The sequence below is a fragment of the Escherichia coli genome, from assembly GCF_036503815.1.
In the GTDB taxonomy this organism is placed as follows: Bacteria; Pseudomonadota; Gammaproteobacteria; order Enterobacterales; family Enterobacteriaceae; genus Escherichia; species Escherichia coli_F.
In genome coordinates, this window is the sequence record NZ_AP027764.1 from 3,636,875 (window position 1) to 3,657,952 (window position 21,078).

At 51.2% G+C, this 21,078-nt stretch carries 17 protein-coding genes and 1 other RNA gene; 9 read left to right on the plus strand and 9 right to left on the minus strand.

The window, feature by feature from the left end; all coding sequences use genetic code 11:
• Window positions 1-44: 44 nt before the first annotated feature.
• Both mscK and acrR read right to left on the minus strand, forming a co-directional pair.
• Window positions 45-3,407 carry a mechanosensitive channel MscK gene (gene mscK / locus AABJ99_RS17420; RefSeq protein ID WP_039020783.1) on the minus strand — a complete coding sequence of 1,121 codons (3,363 nt, stop codon included), beginning with the start codon at window positions 3,405-3,407 and terminating at the stop codon, window positions 45-47.
• A 127-nt stretch (window positions 3,408-3,534) separates the two neighbouring features.
• The gene (acrR, locus tag AABJ99_RS17425) at window positions 3,535-4,182 is read right to left on the minus strand and encodes a multidrug efflux transporter transcriptional repressor AcrR (protein WP_000101737.1); all 648 of its coding nucleotides are present in this window, start codon (window positions 4,180-4,182) and stop codon (window positions 3,535-3,537) included.
• A gap of 141 nt (window positions 4,183-4,323) precedes the next feature.
• Between acrR and acrA the strand changes: the two genes are divergently transcribed.
• From acrA to pdeB, 7 genes are all read left to right on the plus strand, one after another.
• A complete protein-coding gene (acrA, locus tag AABJ99_RS17430; RefSeq protein WP_001353399.1) occupies window positions 4,324-5,517 on the plus strand; it encodes a multidrug efflux RND transporter periplasmic adaptor subunit AcrA in 1,194 nt (397 codons plus the stop codon).
• 22 nt (window positions 5,518-5,539) lie between these two features.
• Window positions 5,540-8,689: an efflux RND transporter permease AcrB gene (gene acrB, locus AABJ99_RS17435; protein WP_001132494.1), complete on the plus strand. Its 3,150-nt coding sequence runs from the start codon at window positions 5,540-5,542 to the stop codon at window positions 8,687-8,689.
• Window positions 8,690-9,235: 546 nt separating this feature from the next.
• Window positions 9,236-9,610, plus strand: a complete 375-nt coding sequence (gene tomB / locus AABJ99_RS17440; RefSeq protein ID WP_000344800.1) for an Hha toxicity modulator TomB — start codon at window positions 9,236-9,238, stop codon at window positions 9,608-9,610.
• Between the two features lie 25 nt (window positions 9,611-9,635).
• Window positions 9,636-9,854: an HHA domain-containing protein gene (gene hha / locus AABJ99_RS17445; RefSeq protein WP_001291435.1), complete on the plus strand. Its 219-nt coding sequence runs from the start codon at window positions 9,636-9,638 to the stop codon at window positions 9,852-9,854.
• 171 nt (window positions 9,855-10,025) lie between these two features.
• Entirely contained in the window at window positions 10,026-10,577 is a 552-nt protein-coding gene (gene maa, locus AABJ99_RS17450; RefSeq protein WP_039020784.1) for a maltose O-acetyltransferase, read from the plus strand.
• A 115-nt stretch (window positions 10,578-10,692) separates the two neighbouring features.
• Window positions 10,693-11,163: a YlaC family protein gene (gene ylaC, locus AABJ99_RS17455; protein ID WP_000136192.1), complete on the plus strand. Its 471-nt coding sequence runs from the start codon at window positions 10,693-10,695 to the stop codon at window positions 11,161-11,163.
• A gap of 163 nt (window positions 11,164-11,326) precedes the next feature.
• Window positions 11,327-12,877, plus strand: a complete 1,551-nt coding sequence (gene pdeB / locus AABJ99_RS17460; protein WP_039020800.1) for a cyclic-guanylate-specific phosphodiesterase PdeB — start codon at window positions 11,327-11,329, stop codon at window positions 12,875-12,877.
• Between the two features lie 41 nt (window positions 12,878-12,918).
• On the opposite strand, the gene ybaA is transcribed toward pdeB, so the two are convergent.
• Window positions 12,919-13,272, minus strand: coding sequence for a DUF1428 domain-containing protein (gene ybaA, locus AABJ99_RS17465; RefSeq protein ID WP_000878140.1), 354 nt, complete (start codon window positions 13,270-13,272; stop codon window positions 12,919-12,921).
• A gap of 119 nt (window positions 13,273-13,391) precedes the next feature.
• Window positions 13,392-13,488, minus strand: an RNA gene (gene ffs, locus AABJ99_RS17470) — signal recognition particle sRNA small type.
• Between the two features lie 162 nt (window positions 13,489-13,650).
• On the opposite strand from ffs, the gene AABJ99_RS17475 reads away from it, so the two are divergent.
• The gene (locus AABJ99_RS17475; protein WP_000409911.1) at window positions 13,651-13,962 is read left to right on the plus strand and encodes an MGMT family protein; all 312 of its coding nucleotides are present in this window, start codon (window positions 13,651-13,653) and stop codon (window positions 13,960-13,962) included.
• A gap of 30 nt (window positions 13,963-13,992) precedes the next feature.
• Here the strand turns inward: AABJ99_RS17475 and ybaY are convergent, their stop codons facing one another.
• Window positions 13,993-14,565 carry a YbaY family lipoprotein gene (gene ybaY, locus AABJ99_RS17480; RefSeq protein WP_000779831.1) on the minus strand — a complete coding sequence of 191 codons (573 nt, stop codon included), beginning with the start codon at window positions 14,563-14,565 and terminating at the stop codon, window positions 13,993-13,995.
• A gap of 217 nt (window positions 14,566-14,782) precedes the next feature.
• Between ybaY and tesB the strand changes: the two genes are divergently transcribed.
• Window positions 14,783-15,643 (plus strand): acyl-CoA thioesterase II, encoded by an 861-nt coding sequence (gene tesB, locus AABJ99_RS17485; protein ID WP_032302580.1) that lies wholly within the window; start codon window positions 14,783-14,785, stop codon window positions 15,641-15,643.
• 48 nt (window positions 15,644-15,691) lie between these two features.
• On the opposite strand, the gene amtB is transcribed toward tesB, so the two are convergent.
• The 4 genes from amtB to mdlA form a co-directional block, all read right to left on the minus strand.
• The gene (amtB, locus tag AABJ99_RS17490) at window positions 15,692-16,978 is read right to left on the minus strand and encodes an ammonium transporter AmtB (protein WP_039020785.1); all 1,287 of its coding nucleotides are present in this window, start codon (window positions 16,976-16,978) and stop codon (window positions 15,692-15,694) included.
• 29 nt (window positions 16,979-17,007) lie between these two features.
• Window positions 17,008-17,346: a P-II family nitrogen regulator gene (glnK, locus tag AABJ99_RS17495; protein WP_039020786.1), complete on the minus strand. Its 339-nt coding sequence runs from the start codon at window positions 17,344-17,346 to the stop codon at window positions 17,008-17,010.
• Between the two features lie 180 nt (window positions 17,347-17,526).
• Entirely contained in the window at window positions 17,527-19,308 is a 1,782-nt protein-coding gene (mdlB, locus tag AABJ99_RS17500) for a SmdB family multidrug efflux ABC transporter permease/ATP-binding protein (RefSeq protein ID WP_039020787.1), read from the minus strand.
• Complete coding sequence (mdlA, locus tag AABJ99_RS17505; protein ID WP_001235619.1) at window positions 19,301-21,073, minus strand: SmdA family multidrug ABC transporter permease/ATP-binding protein; 1,773 nt, start codon at window positions 21,071-21,073, stop codon at window positions 19,301-19,303. The genes mdlB and mdlA overlap by 8 nt, the downstream gene beginning before the upstream one ends.
• Between the last annotated feature and the right edge of the window lie 5 nt (window positions 21,074-21,078).

Here is a 21,078-nt window from a genome sequence, read left to right on the forward strand (position 1 = left end):
TTGTCAGTAATCTCGGGGCAACTAAATGTCACCCCCTTTGGTTATTACCCTACCGCTGGTGTCGGATCGTCGCCTTTGTACTCGCGTTTGACTTCCGTCACCTCATCGCCCTTCTCGTTGTGCAGATGCACTTCAAGCTGGTTAAAGGCAATGTTGATGTCGTTTTCACGGCACAGCTGATCAATAGTACGGTTCAGCTCATCGACAGTACGACTGCGGTCACGCAGTTCACGCACGTACAGGCGCAGCTCGTGATCCAACGTGCTGGCACCAAACGCCGTAAAGAAGACTTCCGGCATGGGTTCGTGCATCACCCTTGGGTGCTCAGTCGCCGCCTTCAGCAACACTTTACGCACTTTTTCCAGATCGGAGCCATAGGCCACGCCCAGGCGGATCACCAGACGCGTGGTGGTGTCGGTTAACGACCAGTTGATCAGACGCTCGGTAACAAACGCTTTGTTCGGGATGATCACTTCTTTGCGATCGAAATCGGTAATCGTTGTCGCACGAATACGGATCTTACTGACCGTCCCAGAGTAGGTACCAATGGTTACCGTGTCGCCAATGCGCACCGGACGTTCGAACAGGATAATCAAACCGGAGACGAAGTTACCGAAGATCTCTTGTAAACCAAAACCAAGACCTACGGATAATGCCGCCGCCAGCCACTGGAGTTTATCCCACGAGACGCCCAGCGATCCGAACACCGTCATCGCACCAACGGCAATGATGATGTAGTTAAGGATGGTAGTAATGGCATACGACGCGCCCTGGCGCATATTCAGTCGCGAGAGCACCAATACTTCCAGCAAACCAGGCAGGTTGCGAATCAACGCCCAGGCTACCATTGAGGCGATAATCGCAAACAACAGACTGCCCATGGTGACGTTTTTCACCACCGCAGCGCCAGCTTCAGTGCCGTTGTAATGCCAGAGCGTGATGCTGTCGAGATAGCTGAACACGGTGATCAAATCTGACCAAATTGCCCAGAACATGACACCGAACAGCGCAAACATCAGCAACATAGTAATACGCAGCGTCTGTTGGTTAACCTGCTCCAGTGCAATGGTTGGTTCTTCCGGCGGTTCGGCACCTTCTGCGCCCTCTTTCACCAGATTCTGTCGACGCGCGAGCGCACGACGCCAGGCGATACGCCGCGCCGCTACGCTTAAGCCGCGCAATACCGTCTGGTACAGCAGGTTCCAGATAATCACCAGATACACGGTTTCAATCCAACGTCCGGAGAGGCGCAGTGTGGTGTAGAAATAACCCGTGGCGGTCAGCACCATCAACGCAATTGGGATTATCGACAGTATGGTAATGGTGACAAGTCGCATGGTGTGCGACTCTTTATCACGCCAGCTTTCGCGGCACATTGGCCATACCAGGAAGGCAATCAGCAGCAGGTTGAAGAAAATCATCGCCTGCCCCAGCACATCATCCATCAGATGCAGCGGGGAAAGTTCTGCCACCACAGACCAGAAATGAATTGGCAGCAACGCGAGACTGATGCGGACAATCTGCCGACGCCAGTGGCTGGTCTGCTGTTCCGGCATGCCAAAGTGACGTACGGCAACACCGTTTTTCTCCAGCACTTTCCAGCACAGGCCAAACACCAGCCAGAAGATCGCCAGTTTTTTACAGAACGACCACAGCAGTTCGCTGATGTTGAGCTGCATGGTTAGCAGAATCAGACCAACCGCAAGAATAATCAGACATACCGGCAGCGCGCGGATCAGGTCGATAAGGATCGCTTTTGGTGTGTTGAGCTGGCTGTCGTTACGCAGGGAACCCACAGCGGAAGCCAGTTTTTGTTGATACGCTTTCAGCCAGCCCAGACGCCAGTGGATCAGCCCGGCAATTAATAGCAGTGGCAAACCAGCGAGGAAAGCGATAAAGACGGCAGGCCAGGCTTTTTCCCAGTTTACCGTGATCTTCATCGACTTAAATTCATCTTTCAGCGTTTGTGGGAACGCTTTGATCCAGTCCCAGTCCATTGGACGGTTACTGTTTACCCAAAAGATTTGCTGAGTCAGGATTGATTTCAGGTTTTTCGACACGCTCATTAACTGCTGCTGGTTGATTTGCAGGTTAATGGCCATCATCAACTGGTTACCCAACTGTTTATTAAGCTGATCCAGCAGTTCGCGACGCATATCCACAACCTGGAGTAATGCGTCATGAACTTCACTGTTAACTTCGTTGGCGTGGCCTTCTTCCAGCTTGTTAACGAACGCATCACTCTGGAAGAGCGCATCACGCTGCTGGTTGACTTCAAACTGTTCGAGACGCAAATCCGCGATGCGGTTGGTCATGTTTTCCAGTTCATCCGCCGAGGGCAGCGTTTGTTGTTGCTGGTAAAGGATACGAGACAACAGCAGACTGCCCTTCAGGACGGCAATCTGCTCCTTAATATTTCGTTCCGATTGCAGCGCCCGCTCAAGCCAGTTTTTGACTTTAATGTTTTGCTGCATTAGCTGATTACCGTTTTCAGTCGCGGTAATCAGACGCTGACTCAACTGCTGGTTAATTTCCAGTTCCTGTTTCACCAGAGGATTAGCCTGAATACGTGCAGCTTCATCCGGAGAGACGGCTTCCTGCGCCGTTTTTTCGGTTAAGGTCAGGCGCTTGCTGTTTACTGCTTCTTGCAACAGCTGCAACTGGTGCTCCAGACGGGCGCTGTTCGCCGTCACGTAATCACGCTGCTTTTGCAAGGTATCCTGTAAGACGGTGTTCCCTTCCAGGCTTTTTCGCTGCTGGTCAATCTCAGCATTCAGCAAAACCTGCTGGGCCTGCATCAACACTTTCTGGCTGGGACGTAAGGCAGTATCGCCAACATCAGTGCCATCCAGGCGGCTGCGAATTTGTTGCAGCTGCTGCGAAGCGTTATACATCGCATTTTGCACGCGTTCGGGCTGCGTCTGTAACGAAACCAGCTGGCTGTTATAAGACGCCAGATCGTTTTGTGCGTTTTGCAAATCGTCCAGCGCCTGGGCAACGCGAGTTTCCAGCTGGCGCAACGAAAGCGTGCTTAGAATTTTGCGCGTTTCTTCGTCGTTATCGACATCGCTAAGTGCTGTTAACGCCGCGGTCGCCTGACGCATTTTTTCCGGCGCTTCAGCGACTTTTTGCCGTAGCTGAACTGTCTCTTCTTTTATGCGATCGATTTTATCGAGGGTGGCTAATGTATCTGTCAGATCCTGCTGCACCAGTTTGTCCTGAGCAGAAAGATCTTTTTGTTTATTCAGTGAGTCAAGTTGTGCCTGCAGGTCCGCTTTTGTCGGCAGATCACCATTCGATGGCGCCCGCGCAAACGCCGTGTTCTGGCATAACAAGACAAAAACAAAAGCAATAAATGCTGAAAAAACAAAATGCCGTGATCGTTTGTAATACTGGAACATAGTCATGATGAATGAAGGTTTCTGAACCTGAAGAACGACCTGAAAAAGTCAAACCGCAAGAATATCACGACGCAGTGAACCAGAATAGCAACGACGAAAATGTCCAGGAAAAATCCTGGAGTCAGATTCAGGGTTATTCGTTAGTGGCAGGATTACGAAGCGTGGGGCACAGGAGATACATCTCCAGTAAGATGGCGACGTAATCGCGGGCTTCTTTTTTAAGATCAAAAGATTGCGGGGCAAAGAGCCAGTTTTCCATCAGGCCGGAAATATAGCCGCGCATAATAATTGCTGCGCGACGCGTCATTAAATCCGCAGGCAACATTTTCGCTTCAATACAATGTTTTAACGTTTGTTCTATACGGTCATAACTTTCCAGACAGAGATTACGTTGTGCCTGTTGCACAACAGCCATTTCTCCGACAAATTCGCATTTGTGGAATATAATCTCCATCAATAATCGACGCCGTTCTTCTGTCACCGTGGATTCAAGAACATGAATTAATATCTCTCTTAATACTGAGAGTGGATCGCCAGGGAATTTTGCCTGATACTCAAGCTCTAGTTCACCAATATTGGATTCTGACAGTTCCCAGATCTCACTGAACAAATCCGACTTGTCTTTAAAATGCCAGTAGATTGCACCGCGCGTAACGCCAGCTGCTTTTGCAATCTCGCCCAGCGAGGTGGATGATACCCCCTGCTGTGAGAAAAGACGTAGAGCCACATCGAGGATGTGTTGGCGCGTTTCCTGCGCTTCTTGTTTGGTTTTTCGTGCCATATGTTCGTGAATTTACAGGCGTTAGATTTACATACATTTGTGAATGTATGTACCATAGCACGACGATAATATAAACGCAGCAATGGGTTTATTAACTTTTGACCATTGACCAATTTGAAATCGGACACTCGAGGTTTACATATGAACAAAAACAGAGGGTTTACGCCTCTGGCGGTCGTTCTGATGCTCTCAGGCAGCTTAGCCCTAACAGGATGTGACGACAAACAGGCCCAACAAGGTGGCCAGCAGATGCCCGCCGTTGGCGTAGTTACAGTCAAAACTGAACCTCTGCAGATCACAACCGAGCTTCCGGGTCGCACCAGTGCCTACCGGATCGCAGAAGTTCGTCCTCAAGTTAGCGGGATTATCCTGAAGCGTAATTTCAAAGAAGGTAGCGACATCGAAGCAGGTGTCTCTCTCTATCAGATTGATCCTGCGACCTATCAGGCGACATACGACAGTGCGAAAGGCGATTTAGCGAAAGCCCAGGCTGCAGCCAATATCGCGCAATTGACGGTGAATCGTTATCAGAAACTGCTGGGTACGCAGTACATCAGTAAGCAAGAGTACGATCAGGCTCTGGCTGATGCGCAACAGGCGAATGCCGCGGTAACTGCGGCGAAAGCTGCCGTTGAAACTGCGCGTATCAATCTGGCTTACACCAAAGTCACCTCTCCAATTAGCGGCCGCATTGGTAAGTCAAACGTGACGGAAGGTGCCCTGGTACAGAACGGTCAGGCGACGGCGCTGGCAACCGTGCAGCAACTTGATCCGATCTACGTTGATGTGACTCAGTCCAGCAACGACTTCCTGCGCCTGAAACAAGAACTGGCAAATGGCACGCTGAAACAAGAGAACGGCAAAGCCAAAGTGTCGCTGATCACCAGTGACGGCATTAAGTTCCCACAGGACGGTACGCTGGAGTTCTCTGACGTTACTGTCGATCAGACCACCGGGTCTATCACCCTACGCGCTATCTTCCCGAACCCGGATCACACTCTGCTGCCGGGTATGTTCGTGCGCGCACGTCTGGAAGAAGGGCTTAATCCAAACGCCATTTTAGTCCCGCAACAGGGTGTAACCCGTACGCCGCGTGGCGATGCTACCGTACTGGTGGTAGGCGCGGATGACAAAGTGGAAACCCGTCCGATCGTTGCAAGCCAGGCTATTGGCGATAAGTGGCTGGTGACAGAAGGTCTGAAAGCAGGCGATCGCGTAGTAATAAGTGGGCTGCAGAAAGTGCGTCCTGGTGTCCAGGTAAAAGCACAAGAAGTTACCGCTGATAATAACCAGCAAGCCGCAAGCGGTACTCAGCCTGAACAGTCCAAGTCTTAACTTAAACAGGAGCCGTTAAGACATGCCTAATTTCTTTATCGATCGCCCGATTTTTGCGTGGGTGATCGCCATCATCATCATGTTGGCAGGGGGGCTGGCGATCCTCAAACTGCCGGTGGCGCAATATCCTACGATTGCTCCGCCGGCAGTAACGATCTCCGCCTCCTACCCCGGCGCTGATGCGAAAACAGTGCAGGACACGGTGACACAGGTTATCGAACAGAATATGAATGGTATCGATAACCTGATGTACATGTCCTCTAACAGTGACTCCACGGGTACCGTGCAGATCACCCTGACCTTTGAGTCTGGTACTGATGCGGATATCGCGCAGGTTCAGGTGCAGAACAAACTGCAGCTGGCAATGCCGTTGCTGCCGCAAGAAGTACAGCAGCAAGGGGTGAGCGTTGAGAAATCGTCCAGTAGCTTCCTGATGGTTGTCGGCGTTATCAACACCGATGGCACCATGACGCAGGAGGATATCTCCGACTACGTGGCGGCGAATATGAAAGACGCCATCAGCCGTACGTCGGGCGTGGGTGACGTTCAGCTGTTCGGTTCTCAGTACGCGATGCGTATCTGGATGAACCCGAATGAACTGAACAAATACCAGCTAACGCCGGTTGATGTCATTACCGCCATCAAAGCGCAGAACGCCCAGGTTGCGGCGGGTCAGCTCGGTGGTACGCCGCCGGTGAAAGGCCAACAGCTTAACGCCTCTATTATTGCTCAGACGCGTCTGACCTCTACTGAAGAGTTCGGCAAAATCCTGCTGAAAGTGAATCAGGATGGTTCCCGCGTGCTGCTGCGTGATGTGGCGAAAATTGAGCTGGGTGGTGAGAACTACGACATCATCGCAGAGTTTAACGGCCAACCGGCTTCCGGTCTGGGGATCAAGCTGGCAACCGGCGCGAACGCGCTGGATACCGCTGCGGCAATCCGTGCTGAACTGGCGAAGATGGAACCGTTCTTCCCGTCAGGTCTGAAAATTGTTTACCCGTACGACACCACGCCGTTCGTGAAAATCTCTATTCACGAAGTGGTTAAAACGCTGGTCGAAGCGATCATCCTCGTTTTCCTGGTTATGTATCTGTTCTTGCAGAACTTCCGCGCGACGTTGATTCCGACCATTGCCGTACCGGTGGTATTGCTGGGGACCTTTGCCGTCCTTGCCGCCTTTGGCTTCTCGATAAACACGCTAACAATGTTCGGGATGGTGCTCGCCATCGGCCTGTTGGTGGATGACGCCATCGTTGTGGTAGAAAACGTTGAGCGTGTGATGGCGGAAGAAGGTTTGCCGCCAAAAGAAGCCACCCGTAAGTCGATGGGGCAGATTCAGGGCGCTCTGGTCGGTATCGCGATGGTACTGTCGGCGGTATTCGTACCGATGGCCTTCTTTGGCGGTTCTACTGGTGCTATCTATCGTCAGTTCTCTATTACCATTGTTTCAGCAATGGCGCTGTCGGTACTGGTGGCGTTGATTCTGACTCCGGCTCTTTGTGCCACCATGCTGAAACCGATTGCCAAAGGCGATCACGGAGAAGGTAAAAAAGGCTTCTTCGGCTGGTTTAACCGCATGTTCGAGAAGAGCACGCACCACTACACCGACAGCGTAGGCGGTATTCTGCGCAGTACGGGGCGTTACCTGGTGCTGTATCTAATCATCGTGGTCGGCATGGCCTATCTGTTTGTGCGTCTGCCAAGCTCCTTCTTGCCAGATGAGGACCAGGGCGTATTTATGACCATGGTTCAGCTGCCAGCAGGTGCAACGCAGGAACGTACGCAGAAAGTGCTCAATGAGGTAACGAATTACTATCTGACCAAAGAAAAGAACAACGTTGAGTCGGTGTTCGCCGTTAACGGCTTCGGCTTTGCGGGACGTGGTCAGAATACCGGTATTGCGTTCGTTTCCTTGAAGGACTGGGCCGATCGTCCGGGCGAAGAAAACAAAGTTGAAGCGATTACCATGCGTGCAACACGCGCTTTCTCGCAAATCAAAGATGCGATGGTTTTCGCCTTTAACCTGCCCGCAATCGTGGAACTGGGTACTGCAACCGGCTTTGACTTTGAGCTGATTGACCAGGCTGGCCTTGGTCACGAAAAACTGACTCAGGCGCGTAACCAGCTGCTTGCAGAAGCAGCGAAGCACCCTGATATGTTGACCAGCGTACGTCCAAACGGTCTGGAAGATACCCCGCAGTTTAAGATTGATATCGACCAGGAAAAAGCGCAGGCGCTGGGTGTTTCTATCAACGACATTAACACCACTCTGGGCGCTGCATGGGGCGGTAGCTATGTGAACGACTTTATCGACCGCGGTCGTGTGAAGAAAGTTTACGTCATGTCAGAAGCGAAATACCGTATGCTGCCGGATGATATCGGCGACTGGTATGTTCGTGCTGCTGATGGTCAGATGGTGCCGTTCTCGGCGTTCTCCTCTTCTCGTTGGGAGTACGGTTCGCCGCGTCTGGAACGTTACAACGGCCTGCCGTCTATGGAAATCTTAGGCCAGGCGGCACCGGGTAAAAGTACCGGTGAAGCAATGGAGCTGATGGAACAACTGGCGAGTAAACTGCCTACCGGTGTTGGCTATGACTGGACGGGGATGTCCTATCAGGAACGTCTCTCCGGCAACCAGGCACCTTCACTGTACGCGATTTCGTTGATTGTCGTGTTCCTGTGTCTGGCGGCGCTGTACGAGAGCTGGTCGATTCCGTTCTCCGTTATGCTGGTCGTTCCGCTGGGGGTTATCGGTGCCTTGCTGGCAGCCACCTTCCGTGGCCTGACCAATGACGTGTACTTCCAGGTAGGCCTGCTCACAACCATTGGGTTGTCGGCGAAGAACGCGATACTTATCGTCGAATTCGCCAAAGACTTGATGGATAAAGAAGGTAAAGGTCTGATTGAAGCGACGCTTGATGCGGTGCGGATGCGTTTACGTCCGATCCTGATGACCTCGCTGGCGTTTATCCTCGGCGTTATGCCGCTGGTTATCAGTACTGGTGCTGGTTCCGGCGCGCAGAACGCAGTAGGTACCGGTGTAATGGGCGGGATGGTGACCGCAACGGTACTGGCAATCTTCTTTGTTCCGGTATTCTTTGTGGTGGTTCGCCGCCGCTTTAGCCGCAAGAATGAAGATATCGAGCACAGCCATACTGTCGATCATCATTGATACAACGTGTAATCACTAAGGCCGCGCAAGCGGCCTTTTTTAGATGCATAACCTACGAGTTGAATGGGGAACTGAACAATCAACTCAGAATCTCATATGAAAACCAGTATTAACTTCGCATAAAATTCATAAAAAATACTGATTGTTAGTTAATTTATATTAAGCAGGGCTAATAGATTTAATAATCCATAATCATTTAGAGGCTTTTCTTAATTATTTGCGGTAATTCTTTATTCATTCATCGGTTATTACGACATATTCAGAGCATTCCTGGTATTAGTGTGACCAATTTCATCTGGCGATAATCTTGAAATGTTATGAACAGTTCGAGCAAACTGCTTTTACCTGCAGCGGGTTGGTGCTAGTATGAAAAAGTGAGTCCTATCCAGCTTCCTTCCTATTTGTAATTTTTCGTAATAATGCGATGAAAACCGGCAAAGAGTGGCTTATAGTTAAGCTAACAAACGAGAGGGCAAGTCCAGGTCAGTAAGTTTTTTCCATCCCGAAAGGTGTCCGTTAGTTCAACCGCTAAGAAGGGGACGCGTTATGGATGAATACTCACCCAAAAGACATGATATCGCACAGCTTAAGTTTCTCTGTGAAACCCTGTATCATGATTGCCTTGCAAACCTTGAAGAAAGCAACCATGGCTGGGTTAACGACCCAACCTCGGCGATCAACCTCCAGTTGAATGAACTGATTGAGCATATTGCGACCTTCGCACTTAATTACAAAATTAAGTATAATGAAGACAATAAGCTCATTGAGCAGATCGACGAATATCTGGATGACACCTTTATGTTGTTCAGTAGTTATGGTATTAATATGCAGGATCTTCAAAAATGGCGGAAGTCAGGTAATCGACTATTCCGTTGTTTTGTCAATGCGACGAAAGAGAATCCTGCGAGTTTATCTTGTTAGAATTATTACAACCATGGGTAGAAGTATGTCCGAAAAACCTTTAACCAAAACCGATTATTTAATGCGTTTACGTCGTTGCCAGACAATTGACACGCTGGAGCGTGTTATCGAGAAAAATAAATACGAATTATCAGATAATGAACTGGCGGTATTTTACTCAGCCGCAGATCACCGCCTCGCCGAATTGACTATGAATAAACTGTACGACAAGATCCCTTCCTCAGTATGGAAATTTATTCGCTAATAAATAATTGGCTTTCGGAGCTATAACCAGCTGTTTATTAAGAATTTTATACTTTATCGCCATGAAGGCGCACCCTATGTGATCTTCATCACACAGACGTAATGGGAACGTTCTCTTCACTGACTTTTCGTCTTACTGTGTTGCCGCATTTTCAGCAACCGGAGGTCAGTAATGAGCACAGAAAAAGAAAAGATGATTGCTGGTGAGTTGTATCGCTCGGCAGATGAGACGTTATCTCGCGATCGCCTGCGCGCTCGTCAGCTTATTCACCGATACAATCACTCCCTGGCGGAAGAGCACACATTACGCCAGCAAATTCTCGCTGAATTATTCGGTCAGGTGACAGAGGCTTATATTGAGCCAACGTTTCGCTGTGACTATGGCTATAACATTTTTCTCGGCAATAATTTTTTCGCCAACTTCGATTGCGTGATGCTTGATGTTTGCCCTATTCGCATCGGTGATAACTGTATGTTAGCGCCAGGTGTTCATATCTACACGGCAACACATCCCATCGACCCTGTAGCACGTAATAGCGGTGTTGAACTGGGGAAACCCGTCACCATCAGTAATAACGTCTGGATTGGTGGACGCGCAGTCATTAACCCTGGTGTGACCATTGGTGATAACGTCGTGGTAGCCTCAGGTGCAGTTGTCACAAAAGATGTCCCGGACAATGTTGTCGTGGGCGGTAATCCAGCCAGAATCATTAAAAAATTGTAACCTGTTTTTCGCAACTGTTATGCAAAATCGTGGCAAATCTGTTACTTTCCCTCTACTATTCCCACGTTAAAATAGGGTGTTCCCTGGAAAGTTGCAGATACCACGAAGGCAAACGATGACCGAAATACAACGCCTGCTGACCGAAACGATTGAGTCTCTGAATACCCGCGAAAAACGCGACAACAAACCCCGCTTTAGTATCAGTTTTATCCGTAAACATCCGGGGCTGTTTATTGGTATGTACGTTGCTTTTTTTGCCACCCTGGCGGTGATGTTGCAGTCCGAAACGCTGTCAGGTTCTGTCTGGCTACTGGTTGTATTATTTATCCTGCTTAATGGTTTCTTCTTTTTCGATGTCTACCCACGCTACCGCTATGAAGATATCGACGTGCTGGATTTCCGCGTTTGCTATAACGGCGAATGGTACAACACGCGCTTTGTACCTGCCGCGCTGGTTGAAGCCATCTTGAACTCTCCGCGTGTCGCGGATGTTCATAAAGAACAACTGCAAAAAATGATCGTCCGTAAAGGTGAACTGTCTTTTTACGATATTTTTACCCTCGCTCGCGCCGAATCAACATCTTAAGTTAGGGTTACATACCAGGCGTAAAGCTCTACGCCTGGTCAAATGACAACGATCGTTTCCACCCATCGCTTCATGAAATACCAGCTCTATCTCCTTATCTCCTGCCTGCCTTTTTCCACAATCAGATATACTTTCCCTACACTGTGTTAATAAGGATATGCTGGTGAGAACACGACATCTGGTCAGCCTGATTTCGGGAGTACTGATTCTTTCAGTATTACTGCCTGTCGGCTTAAGCATCTGGCTGGCCCATCAGCAAGTACAAACATCGTTTATTGAAGAGCTGAATACTTATTCCTCCCGCGTCGCTATTCGGGCCAATAAGGTGGCGATACAAGGGAAAGATGCTCTGCAGGAGCTGGAAAGGTGGCAAGGTGCGGCCTGTAGCGCAGCCCATCTCATGAAAATGCGTCGGGTATCTTACAGTTATCGCTATATTCAGGAAGTGGTTTATATCGATAACAACGTTCCCCAGTGTTCGTCTCTGGAGCATGAAAGCCCGCCCGATACCTTCCCCGAGCCAGGTAAAATTTCGAAAGATGGTTATCGTGTCTGGTTAACATCGCATAACGATTTAGGCATTATCCGTTACATGGTCGCCATAGGAACGGCACATTATGTCGTCATGATCGACCCCGCTTCCTTTATTGATGTCATTCCCTATAGCTCATGGCAAATTGATGCCGCCATTATTGGCAATGCCCATAATGTTGTCATAACCAGCAGCGATGAAATTGCTCAGGGAATTATTACCAGGCTACAAAAAACACCCGGTGAGCATATCGAAAATAATGGAATTATTTACGATATCCAGCCCTTCCCGGAGATGAATATTTCGATCATCACCTGGGCTTCAACGAAAATGTTGCAGAAAGGCTGGCATCGGCAAGTCTTTATTTGGTTACCGCTCGGGTTGGTGATTGGCCTGCTGGCAGCGATGTTTGTGCTGCGTATTTTGCGCCGTATCCAGTCACCGCATCATCGGCTGCAGGATGCTATCGAAAATCGTGATATTTGCGTGCACTATCAGCCGATTGTCTCCTTAGCCAATGGCAAAATTGTCGGTGCTGAGGCACTGGCGCGCTGGCCGCAGACAGACGGTAGTTGGTTGTCACCAGATAGTTTTATTCCGCTGGCACAGCAAACGGGGCTTTCTGAGCCGTTGACGCTACTGATTATAAAAAGTGTCTTTGAAGATATGGGCGACTGGCTGCGTCAGCATCCGCAGCAGCATATTTCGATCAATCTTGAATCCACCGTACTCACCTCGGAAAAAATCCCGCAATTGCTGCGTGAAATGATCAATCACTATCAGGTTAATCCCAGACAGATCGCGCTTGAACTCACTGAACGCGAGTTTGCCGATCCGAAAACCAGCGCCCCGATAATTTCTCGCTACCGGGAGGCGGGCCATGAAATTTATCTCGATGATTTTGGTACGGGGTATTCAAGTTTAAGCTATTTACAGGATCTGGATGTCGACATTCTGAAGATCGATAAATCTTTCGTTGATGCGCTGGAATATAAAAATGTCACGCCACATATCATCGAAATGGCAAAAACACTGAAACTGAAAATGGTAGCGGAGGGAATCGAAACCAGTAAACAAGAAGAGTGGCTACGCCAGCATGGCGTGCACTACGGCCAGGGCTGGCTCTACAGCAAGGCATTACCGAAAGAGGATTTCTTACGCTGGGCCGAGCAACATTTGTGAATTTTTGGGCTGACGGCACGCCGCACAGCCCGTCACGCTACCTATTCGTCGATGATTGACTCGAATCCGCCATAGATCATTCGCTTGCCATCAAACGGCATGGACTCGCCGAACTCCTTCATCCGTGGGTCCGACATCATCTTTTGATTAGCAGCGTCGCGGACCTCTTTTGAAGGGTATTCAATCCAGCTAAAGACAACCTCTTCATTCTCTTCCGCTTTCACCGCCATACGAAAATCGGTCACTTTGCCATCCGGTACATCGCTGGCCCAGCATTCGACAATACGAAGCGCGCCAAACTCTTTAAACAATGGCGCGGCCTTAGCGGCCATTTCCCGATAGGCATCCTTTTTATCGGCAGGAACGGCAACCACAAAACCATCAACATACTTCATCAGACATACCTCCGAAGCGTCCTGCGCAGCCAGACAATTCTTGCGACGTCAGTTGTGGTTAAAGTTTAGCCATGTTGGGATTTTTTGACGAAACGGGGGGAGGCAGAAATGGGTGGGGGCCCTGCCAGCTACATCCCGGCACACGCGTCATCTGCCTTGGCTGCTTCCTTCCGGACCTGACCTGGTAAACAGAGTAGCGTTGCGGGAGAACCAACAGAGCCCCCATTGAGAGCGTTGAGAACCAACGCGCAGGCGCATTATCACTGCTGCCCCGGCTAATTGCAACCCATTGCGTGCCAGATGCTGGTTTCTTGCGCAATGCTGCTTCACTCGGGCGTTTTTCCAGATTATGCTGAAAAATTACCTCAGGAAGAAAAGATGGAAAAAGAAGATTCATTTCCCCAACGCGTCTGGCAAATCGTAGCCGCTATTCCCGAAGGCTATGTCACCACTTACGGTGATGTCGCGAAATTGGCGGGATCGCCCCGCGCCGCGCGCCAGGTAGGTGGTGTGTTAAAGCGTCTCCCGGAAGGCAGCACCTTGCCCTGGCACCGGGTGGTTAATCGCCACGGCACCATTTCGCTAACCGGACCAGATTTACAGCGTCAGCGACAAGCATTACTGGCAGAAGGCGTGATGGTATCGGGAAGCGGACAAATCGACTTACAGCGTTATCGCTGGAACTACTAACCCTCTCCGGGCGGAGAGGGTTAACTTCGTTTAATATTGCGTAGGAGCCGGAACTGCCGAAGACGGATTCACCTGGGTTGGTGAGGTCGAAGGTACGGTAGTCGTTGCGCCACCGCTGGCCTGAACCGGCACGGCGGTTTGCTGCACCGGCACCAATGTCAGGTCAGCTTTAGTTCCGCCCTGGTTGATCACCGGCTGAACGGTATCGGTAATAAATACCAGTTTGTCATTCACGGTAATCGCCGCACTCAACAGAATACGCGCGTTCGGCTGAACATCTGCCGGGTTAAATGGCAGAACAAAGCTGAATGGTGACTGTTTACCTTCAGTACGCACCGCTTTCTGCGCCAGTACTTTTGACGGTGCATCGGCTAATGATGCGTCAGAAAGTGTCACGGTCAGCACGGCATCAGGCGGCAGTGCGACTTTCTGACGGATCCAGACGGTACCGGAAACATTCGGTTGCTGGATAGCAGGTTGCTGTGTTGCTGAAATAGACGTATTTGCAGCCGGTGCTGGCGTCTGAATATCCGCGCTTTTATCTGCGCAAGCCGCCAACGCAATCGCAACCGCTAAACCACTGGCCATGTGCACGAGTTTCATTCACTTCTCCTTATTATCAATGCACCAGCGGGCTAACTTTCCTCGCCGGAAGAGTGGTTAACAAAATAGTAACGTCAACAAGTGTGGCACACATCACGCATTTCTGCCTGTAATTGGCTAGTAATTCAGACTATTGCACCCATCGGACCAGTGGCAAATTTGCGTTATACTCAACTCACTTTGGCTTGCTGCGGCAGCTATGTTACTGGAGAGTTATATGAGTCAGGCGCTAAAAAACTTACTGACATTGTTAAATCTGGAAAAAATTGAGGAAGGACTCTTTCGCGGCCAGAGTGAAGATTTAGGTTTACGCCAGGTGTTTGGCGGCCAGGTCGTGGGTCAGGCCTTGTATGCTGCAAAAGAGACTGTCCCTGAAGAGCGGCTGGTCCATTCGTTTCACAGCTACTTTCTTCGCCCAGGCGACAGTAAGAAGCCGATTATTTATGATGTCGAAACGTTGCGTGACGGTAACAGCTTCAGCGCCCGCCGGGTTGCTGCTATTCAAAACGGTAAACCGATTTTCTATATGACAGCCTCTTTCCAGGCTCCGGAAGCGGGTTTCGAACATCAAAAAGCTATGCCACCCGCACCCGCACCTGATGGCCTGCCTTCAGAAACGCAAATCGCCCAATCGCTGGCGCACCTGCTGCCGCCAGTGCTGAAAGATAAATTCATCTGCGATCGTCCGCTGGAAGTCCGTCCGGTGGAGTTTCATAACCCACTGAAAGGGCATGTCGCAGAACCACATCGTCAGGTGTGGATCCGCGCAAATGGTAGCGTACCGGATGATCTGCGTGTTCATCAGTATCTGCTCGGTTACGCTTCTGATCTTAACTTCCTGCCGGTAGCTTTACAGCCGCACGGCATCGGTTTTCTCGAACCAGGGATTCAGATAGCAACCATCGACCATTCCATGTGGTTCCATCGCCCGTTTAATTTGAATGAATGGCTGCTGTATAGCGTGGAGAGCACCTCGGCGTCCAGCGCACGCGGCTTTGTGCGCGGTGAGTTTTATACCCAGGACGGCGTGCTGATTGCCTCGACCGTTCAGGAAGGGGTAATGCGTAATCACAATTAAAAAAAAAGCCGGAGGTGAAAACCGTCCGGCTGTTTTTTGCAGTGCTTATTACGCGTTATAGGCATTTTCGCCGTGGCTGTTGACGTCCAACCCTTCTCGCTCCTGTTCTTCCGGTACACGCAGACCAACCGTCAGATCCGCCAGTTTGTAGCCAATAAACGCCACCACACCGGACCAGACAATCGTAATGGCAATGCTTTCCAGCTGTACCAGCAACTGATGGCCCATCGTCACACCTTCAGCGAAGCCCACTCCGCCCAGCGAACTGGCGGCAAAAATCCCAGTCATGATACAGCCGACAATGCCACAAACGCCGTGCACACCGAAGACATCACAGGGATCATCCACCCGCAGCAAGCGTTTGAGCATGGTAACGCCCCACAAGCCCGCCAGACCAGCGACTACGCCGATAATCAACGCGCCGCCAACACCAATGTAGCCACAGGCTGGCGTCACGCCGACCAGACCGGCAATCGCGCCTGAACACGCTCCCAGCAGTGAAGGCTTACCACGCAGCGCCCATTCACCGAAGATCCAGCCAAGAATTGCCGCCGCAGTTGCGACCACAGTATTCACAAATGCCAGTGCTGCAATTTCATTCGCCGTGCCCGCTGACCCGGCATTAAAGCCAAACCAGCCGATATAGAGAATGGCAGTGCCGGTAAAGACCATCGGCAGGTTGTGCGGTTTAAACGCCTCTTTGCCGAAGCCCACGCGTTTACCAATTAGATATGCGCCCACCAGACCTGCAATAGCGGCGTTAATGTGCACCACCGTGCCACCCGCAAAATCCAGCGCACCGTGAGAAGCCAGCAAACCGCCGCCCCAGACCATATGCGCAATCGGAATGTAAGAAAGCGTCAGCCACACCACCACGAAAATCAGCACAGCTGAGAAGCGGATCCGTTCCGCCAGCGCCCCGACGATCAAGCCTACGGTAATGCAGGCAAACGATCCCTGAAACGCCACGTGGATATACTGATAAATGCTGCCCATCACCGCCGTCAGTTCGATGTTTTTCAGCATCAACCAGTTAATGTTGCCAAAGAAGTTGTTGCCCTCACCAAACGCCAGCGAGTAACCGTAAACCACCCAGAGAATACAGACCAGTGCAAACGTCACCGTCACCTGCGTCAGCATCGACAGCACGTTTTTGCCGCGAATTAACCCACCGTAAAACAGGGCAATCCCCGGAATAGTCATAAACAGCACCAGCGCAGTACAAATCATCATAAACGCATTGTCGGCTTTATCGGCCACCGCAGGTGCAGCCATTACCAGTCCCGGCAGCATCGCCAGTGAAGTAAGCCCAGTTTTTATCGTCGCTATCTTCATTTTTCGTTCCTGTTGCTGTGTGCCAGAGATTACAGCGCCGCTTCGTCGGCTTCGCCGGTACGAATACGAATGACGCGTTGCAATTCAGCGACGAAGATTTTGCCGTCGCCAATTTTTCCGGTGTAAGCCGCCTTGCTGACGATATCGATCACTTCATCGAGTTGGTCATCAGCAATCGCCACATCAATTTTTACTTTTGGCAGAAAGTTGACGCTGTATTCCGCCCCCCGGTACAGCTCGGCATGCCCTTTCTGACGCCCGAAACCTTTCACTTCGGTGACGGTCAGGCCCTGAATACCAATGGAAGATAACGATTCACGAACGTCTTCCAGCTTGAATGGTTTGATTATCACGGTCACCAGCTTCATAGATCCCCTCCGGTCAGAATTCGGTAATGGTTCTGCTACACGAATAAGGTATTGCAAGCGGTGTGCCAGAAATGAAAAACGAGAAAGAGAGCAGGAAGTTAAGAAGATTGAAAACAAAAACGCACTATGACAGTGCACAGTGCGTTACATTTTTGCACCAACGATGAAATATTGCGCTATTCAGGCGCTCAATGACTCCTCTTCACGCACGCTGGCTGCCAGCTCTTCGCCCGCAAGTTGCAGTTGATACATCTGCCAGTAGCGCCCCTGGGCGGCCAGCAGTTGCTGGTGAGTCCCCTGTTCCACAGCCTGACCACGATGAAGCACCAGAATGGTGTCGGCATCGACAATGGTCGATAAGCGGTGAGCAATCACCACAAGCGTAGTGTGTTCACGCACCGCCGCCAGTGCGTGTTGAATCGCCTGTTCAGTACCGGAGTCAATGCTGGCGGTTGCCTCATCAAGAATCAGGATTTGCGGCGTCTCCACCAGCACACGAGCCAGTGCCAGTAGTTGCTTCTGCCCAACCGAAAGATTATTCCCCTGCTCGCCCAGCGGCGTATAAATACCATCACTCATGCTGCGCGCCAGCTCCGCCAGTTGCACGGTTTCCAGCGCCTGCCAGACGCGTTCTTCGGAGATATCACGTCCCAGCGTCACGTTGGCGAGGAATGTATCCGCCAGCACTACCGGATCTTGCTGCACCATTGCCACGCCCTGGCGCAGCGCGCTGTGACTTAGCGAACTTAACGGACGACCATCAAGGCGAATATCACCTTCCGTTAGCGGGTAATAGCCCATCAATAAACTGGCGAGGGTGCTTTTGCCACTGCCGGTATGCCCGACCAGCGCCACAAAGTTACGCGAAGGCACAGAGAGATTAATGTTCTTTAGCACCAGATTGTCATCGCGATAAGCAAATGACACGTTATCGACTTCGATGGTGCCGCTCTGTAACGGGCGATCATCATTGCCATATTGCTGGCGTGGCCCGTCCATCAGCTCAAACACGCGCTCACCAGCAACAACAGCCTGTTGCAGCATCGCCTGCTGCGTGGTCAGTTCGATTAAGGGTTCGTTAAGTCGCCCAAGATAGCTGATAAACGCATACAGCACGCCCACTTCAATGGTGCCGCTGGCAGAGAAGCCAAACAGCATCAACAAGCCACAAAGAATGAGCGAAGAAAAGAGACTCAGCAGGGGCCGCAGTAAAAAACCGTCGAGGCGCAGGGTTTGCATCCTCGCCATATAGTGTGAACGACTGGCCTCGCCCATACGTTCGCCAAATCGCGCCTGCTGACGAAACTGCTGGATGACGCTCATGCCGTTGATGATTTCGTTAAAGCCGTCGTTGATATCCGCCAGATAAGCGCGCACACGGCGGACAATTGGCGTGCTGTAACGCTGGTATATCACCATCACCACCAGCACCACCGGGAAAATCATTATCGCCACCAGCGCCATTCGCCAGTCGAGACTAAACATCGCCACCAGCATCGCACCCACCAGGGCGGCGCTACGCAGGACCGTTGCCACTACGGTAACGTAGAGGTCGCGGATCACTTCAGTATCATTGGTAACGCGGGAAATCACCTGCCCGACCGGCTGAGTATCAAACTCACTCAACGGTTGGCGTAACGCAGCATCCATCACGTCGGTACGCAACTGTTGCACTACACCTACTGCCGCCCGATTAAACAGCAGCGACTGCGCGTAATGTAGCCCGGCGGCAAACAGTTGTAGCCCAACATACGCCGCAGCCAGCCCGGCAACCACTTTCAACGGCAGGTTATTTTTCGCCACCATATTGTCGATAAAATAGCTGATAAGCAGCGGCCCGCTGACTTCTGCCGCCGCCGCAACCCACATCATCAGGACCGCAATCCCCAACGGTTTACGCCACGGCGAACCGTACGCTAACAGGCGCTTGAGAGTCGGCCACAGTTGGGTAAAACTACGCATCGATGGCCTCCTCGCGAATTTCCGGAGCGTCGTCGAGCGCCGCCTCCAGTTGTTGATAGCGATACATATCGCGATACCAGCCGCTTTGTTGCGCCAGTGCATCATGATTGCCACGCTGGGCGATATGTCCGTGCTGCATCACAATAATTTCACTGGCTTCCGTCAGTGCCGAAAGGCGATGAGCACTGATGATTACCGTTCTTCCCTGCCCCCACTGACGCAGGTTATGCAGGATCTGGTGCTCTGTGCGTCCGTCCACCGCCGAAAGCGCATCATCAAGGATGAGGATTTCCGCGTTGACTAATAACGCACGAGCAATGGAGATACGCTGTTTTTGCCCACCAGAAAGCATCACGCCGCGCTCGCCCACCTCTGTATCGTAACCTTGCGGTAGACGCAAAATATCGTCATGTACGCTGGCTAACCGCGCGACATGCTCAATCTCTTGCTGTGTGGCATTCGGGCAACCCAGCGCGATGTTGTTCGCCACGGTGTCGGAAAAAAGGAATGGCGTCTGGCTGACCACCGCCAGGCGGCTACGCCAGCTATCGAGTTGTAACTTCGTCAGAGGAATATCATGAAAGCGAATATCCCCCTCGCTGACGTCGAAATGACGCTGAATGAGCGACAACAGGGTACTTTTGCCGGAACCAGTCGGCCCGCAGATACCCAGCATCTGACCGGGTTTCAGGGCGAAATTGACGTTTTCCAGCGCAGGATGGTCAGTCTGCGGATACATAAACTGGCGAATATTTACATCCAGTTCACCACGACCTTCTGGCACGGGTTCGCTACCATCGTTCACCACCGGCGCTTCCGCCAGCATCGCGCGAATACGGCTGTACGCAGCACTACCACGCTCCACTATGTTAAACATCCATGCCAGCGCCAGCATCGGCCAAATCATCAGACCTAAATACATCATAAAACTGGTGAGCTGGCCCAGCGTTAAACTGCCCTGCACCACCATCCAACTACCGCCGCCAATCGCCAGCAAGTTCGCCATACCAATCGCGATATAGATGGTCGGGTCGAAACGAGCATCAATACGCGCCACCCGCATGTTTTTTTTGCCGGTATCTTCGGCATCCGCGGCAAATAACGCCGACTGGCGATCTTCCAGACCAAAGGCTTTGATCATGCGGATACTGGTGAGGCTTTCCTGGGTGCGGTCATTAAGACTGGAAAACGCCGCCTGTGCCAGCTTAAAGCGTTCATGCAAGGCATCGCCGTTGCGCTTAATCATGATCGCCATCACTGGCATCGGCAACAGGGCAAATAAGGTCAACTGCCAGCTAATTTGCGTAGACATCATAATCAACACAGCGCAGCCCATCACCAGTGAATCCACCAGCGTCAGCACCCCTTCTCCGGCGGCAAACACGACCCGATCGACGTCATTGGTCGCACGAGCCATGAGGTCACCCGTGCGATGACGCAGGTAAAACTCAGGATGCTGCCGGCTTAGCTGACGGTAATAATCTTCACGCAGTTCAACAGCCAGTTGATAAGACGCGCCAAACAGCAATACGCGCCAGACGTAACGCAGGAGATAAACTACGACTGCAATCAGCACCATGGTAGCGATCCACATCAGGATCTGCCCGGTAGTAAAGTGTTGTTCTGTCACCCCATCGACAACAATACCAACCACCTTCGGCGGAACCAGTTGCAGCATCGCGATAATGACAAGCAAGGCAACAGCCCCGAGATAGCGACGCCATTCCCGACGGAAATACCAGCTTAATTGAGCAAATAATCGCACGCGTA

Coding starts and splice junctions, on each gene's coding strand:
- mscK (WP_039020783.1), bottom strand. CDS start 3,407: ATGACTATGTTCCAGTATTACAAACGATCACGGCATTTTGTTTTTTCA.
- acrR (WP_000101737.1), bottom strand. CDS start 4,182: ATGGCACGAAAAACCAAACAAGAAGCGCAGGAAACGCGCCAACACATC.
- acrA (WP_001353399.1), top strand. CDS start 4,324: ATGAACAAAAACAGAGGGTTTACGCCTCTGGCGGTCGTTCTGATGCTC.
- acrB (WP_001132494.1), top strand. CDS start 5,540: ATGCCTAATTTCTTTATCGATCGCCCGATTTTTGCGTGGGTGATCGCC.
- tomB (WP_000344800.1), top strand. CDS start 9,236: ATGGATGAATACTCACCCAAAAGACATGATATCGCACAGCTTAAGTTT.
- hha (WP_001291435.1), top strand. CDS start 9,636: ATGTCCGAAAAACCTTTAACCAAAACCGATTATTTAATGCGTTTACGT.
- maa (WP_039020784.1), top strand. CDS start 10,026: ATGAGCACAGAAAAAGAAAAGATGATTGCTGGTGAGTTGTATCGCTCG.
- ylaC (WP_000136192.1), top strand. CDS start 10,693: ATGACCGAAATACAACGCCTGCTGACCGAAACGATTGAGTCTCTGAAT.
- ybaA (WP_000878140.1), bottom strand. CDS start 13,272: ATGAAGTATGTTGATGGTTTTGTGGTTGCCGTTCCTGCCGATAAAAAG.
- AABJ99_RS17475 (WP_000409911.1), top strand. CDS start 13,651: ATGGAAAAAGAAGATTCATTTCCCCAACGCGTCTGGCAAATCGTAGCC.
- ybaY (WP_000779831.1), bottom strand. CDS start 14,565: ATGAAACTCGTGCACATGGCCAGTGGTTTAGCGGTTGCGATTGCGTTG.
- tesB (WP_032302580.1), top strand. CDS start 14,783: ATGAGTCAGGCGCTAAAAAACTTACTGACATTGTTAAATCTGGAAAAA.
- amtB (WP_039020785.1), bottom strand. CDS start 16,978: ATGAAGATAGCGACGATAAAAACTGGGCTTACTTCACTGGCGATGCTG.
- glnK (WP_039020786.1), bottom strand. CDS start 17,346: ATGAAGCTGGTGACCGTGATAATCAAACCATTCAAGCTGGAAGACGTT.
- mdlB (WP_039020787.1), bottom strand. CDS start 19,308: ATGCGTAGTTTTACCCAACTGTGGCCGACTCTCAAGCGCCTGTTAGCG.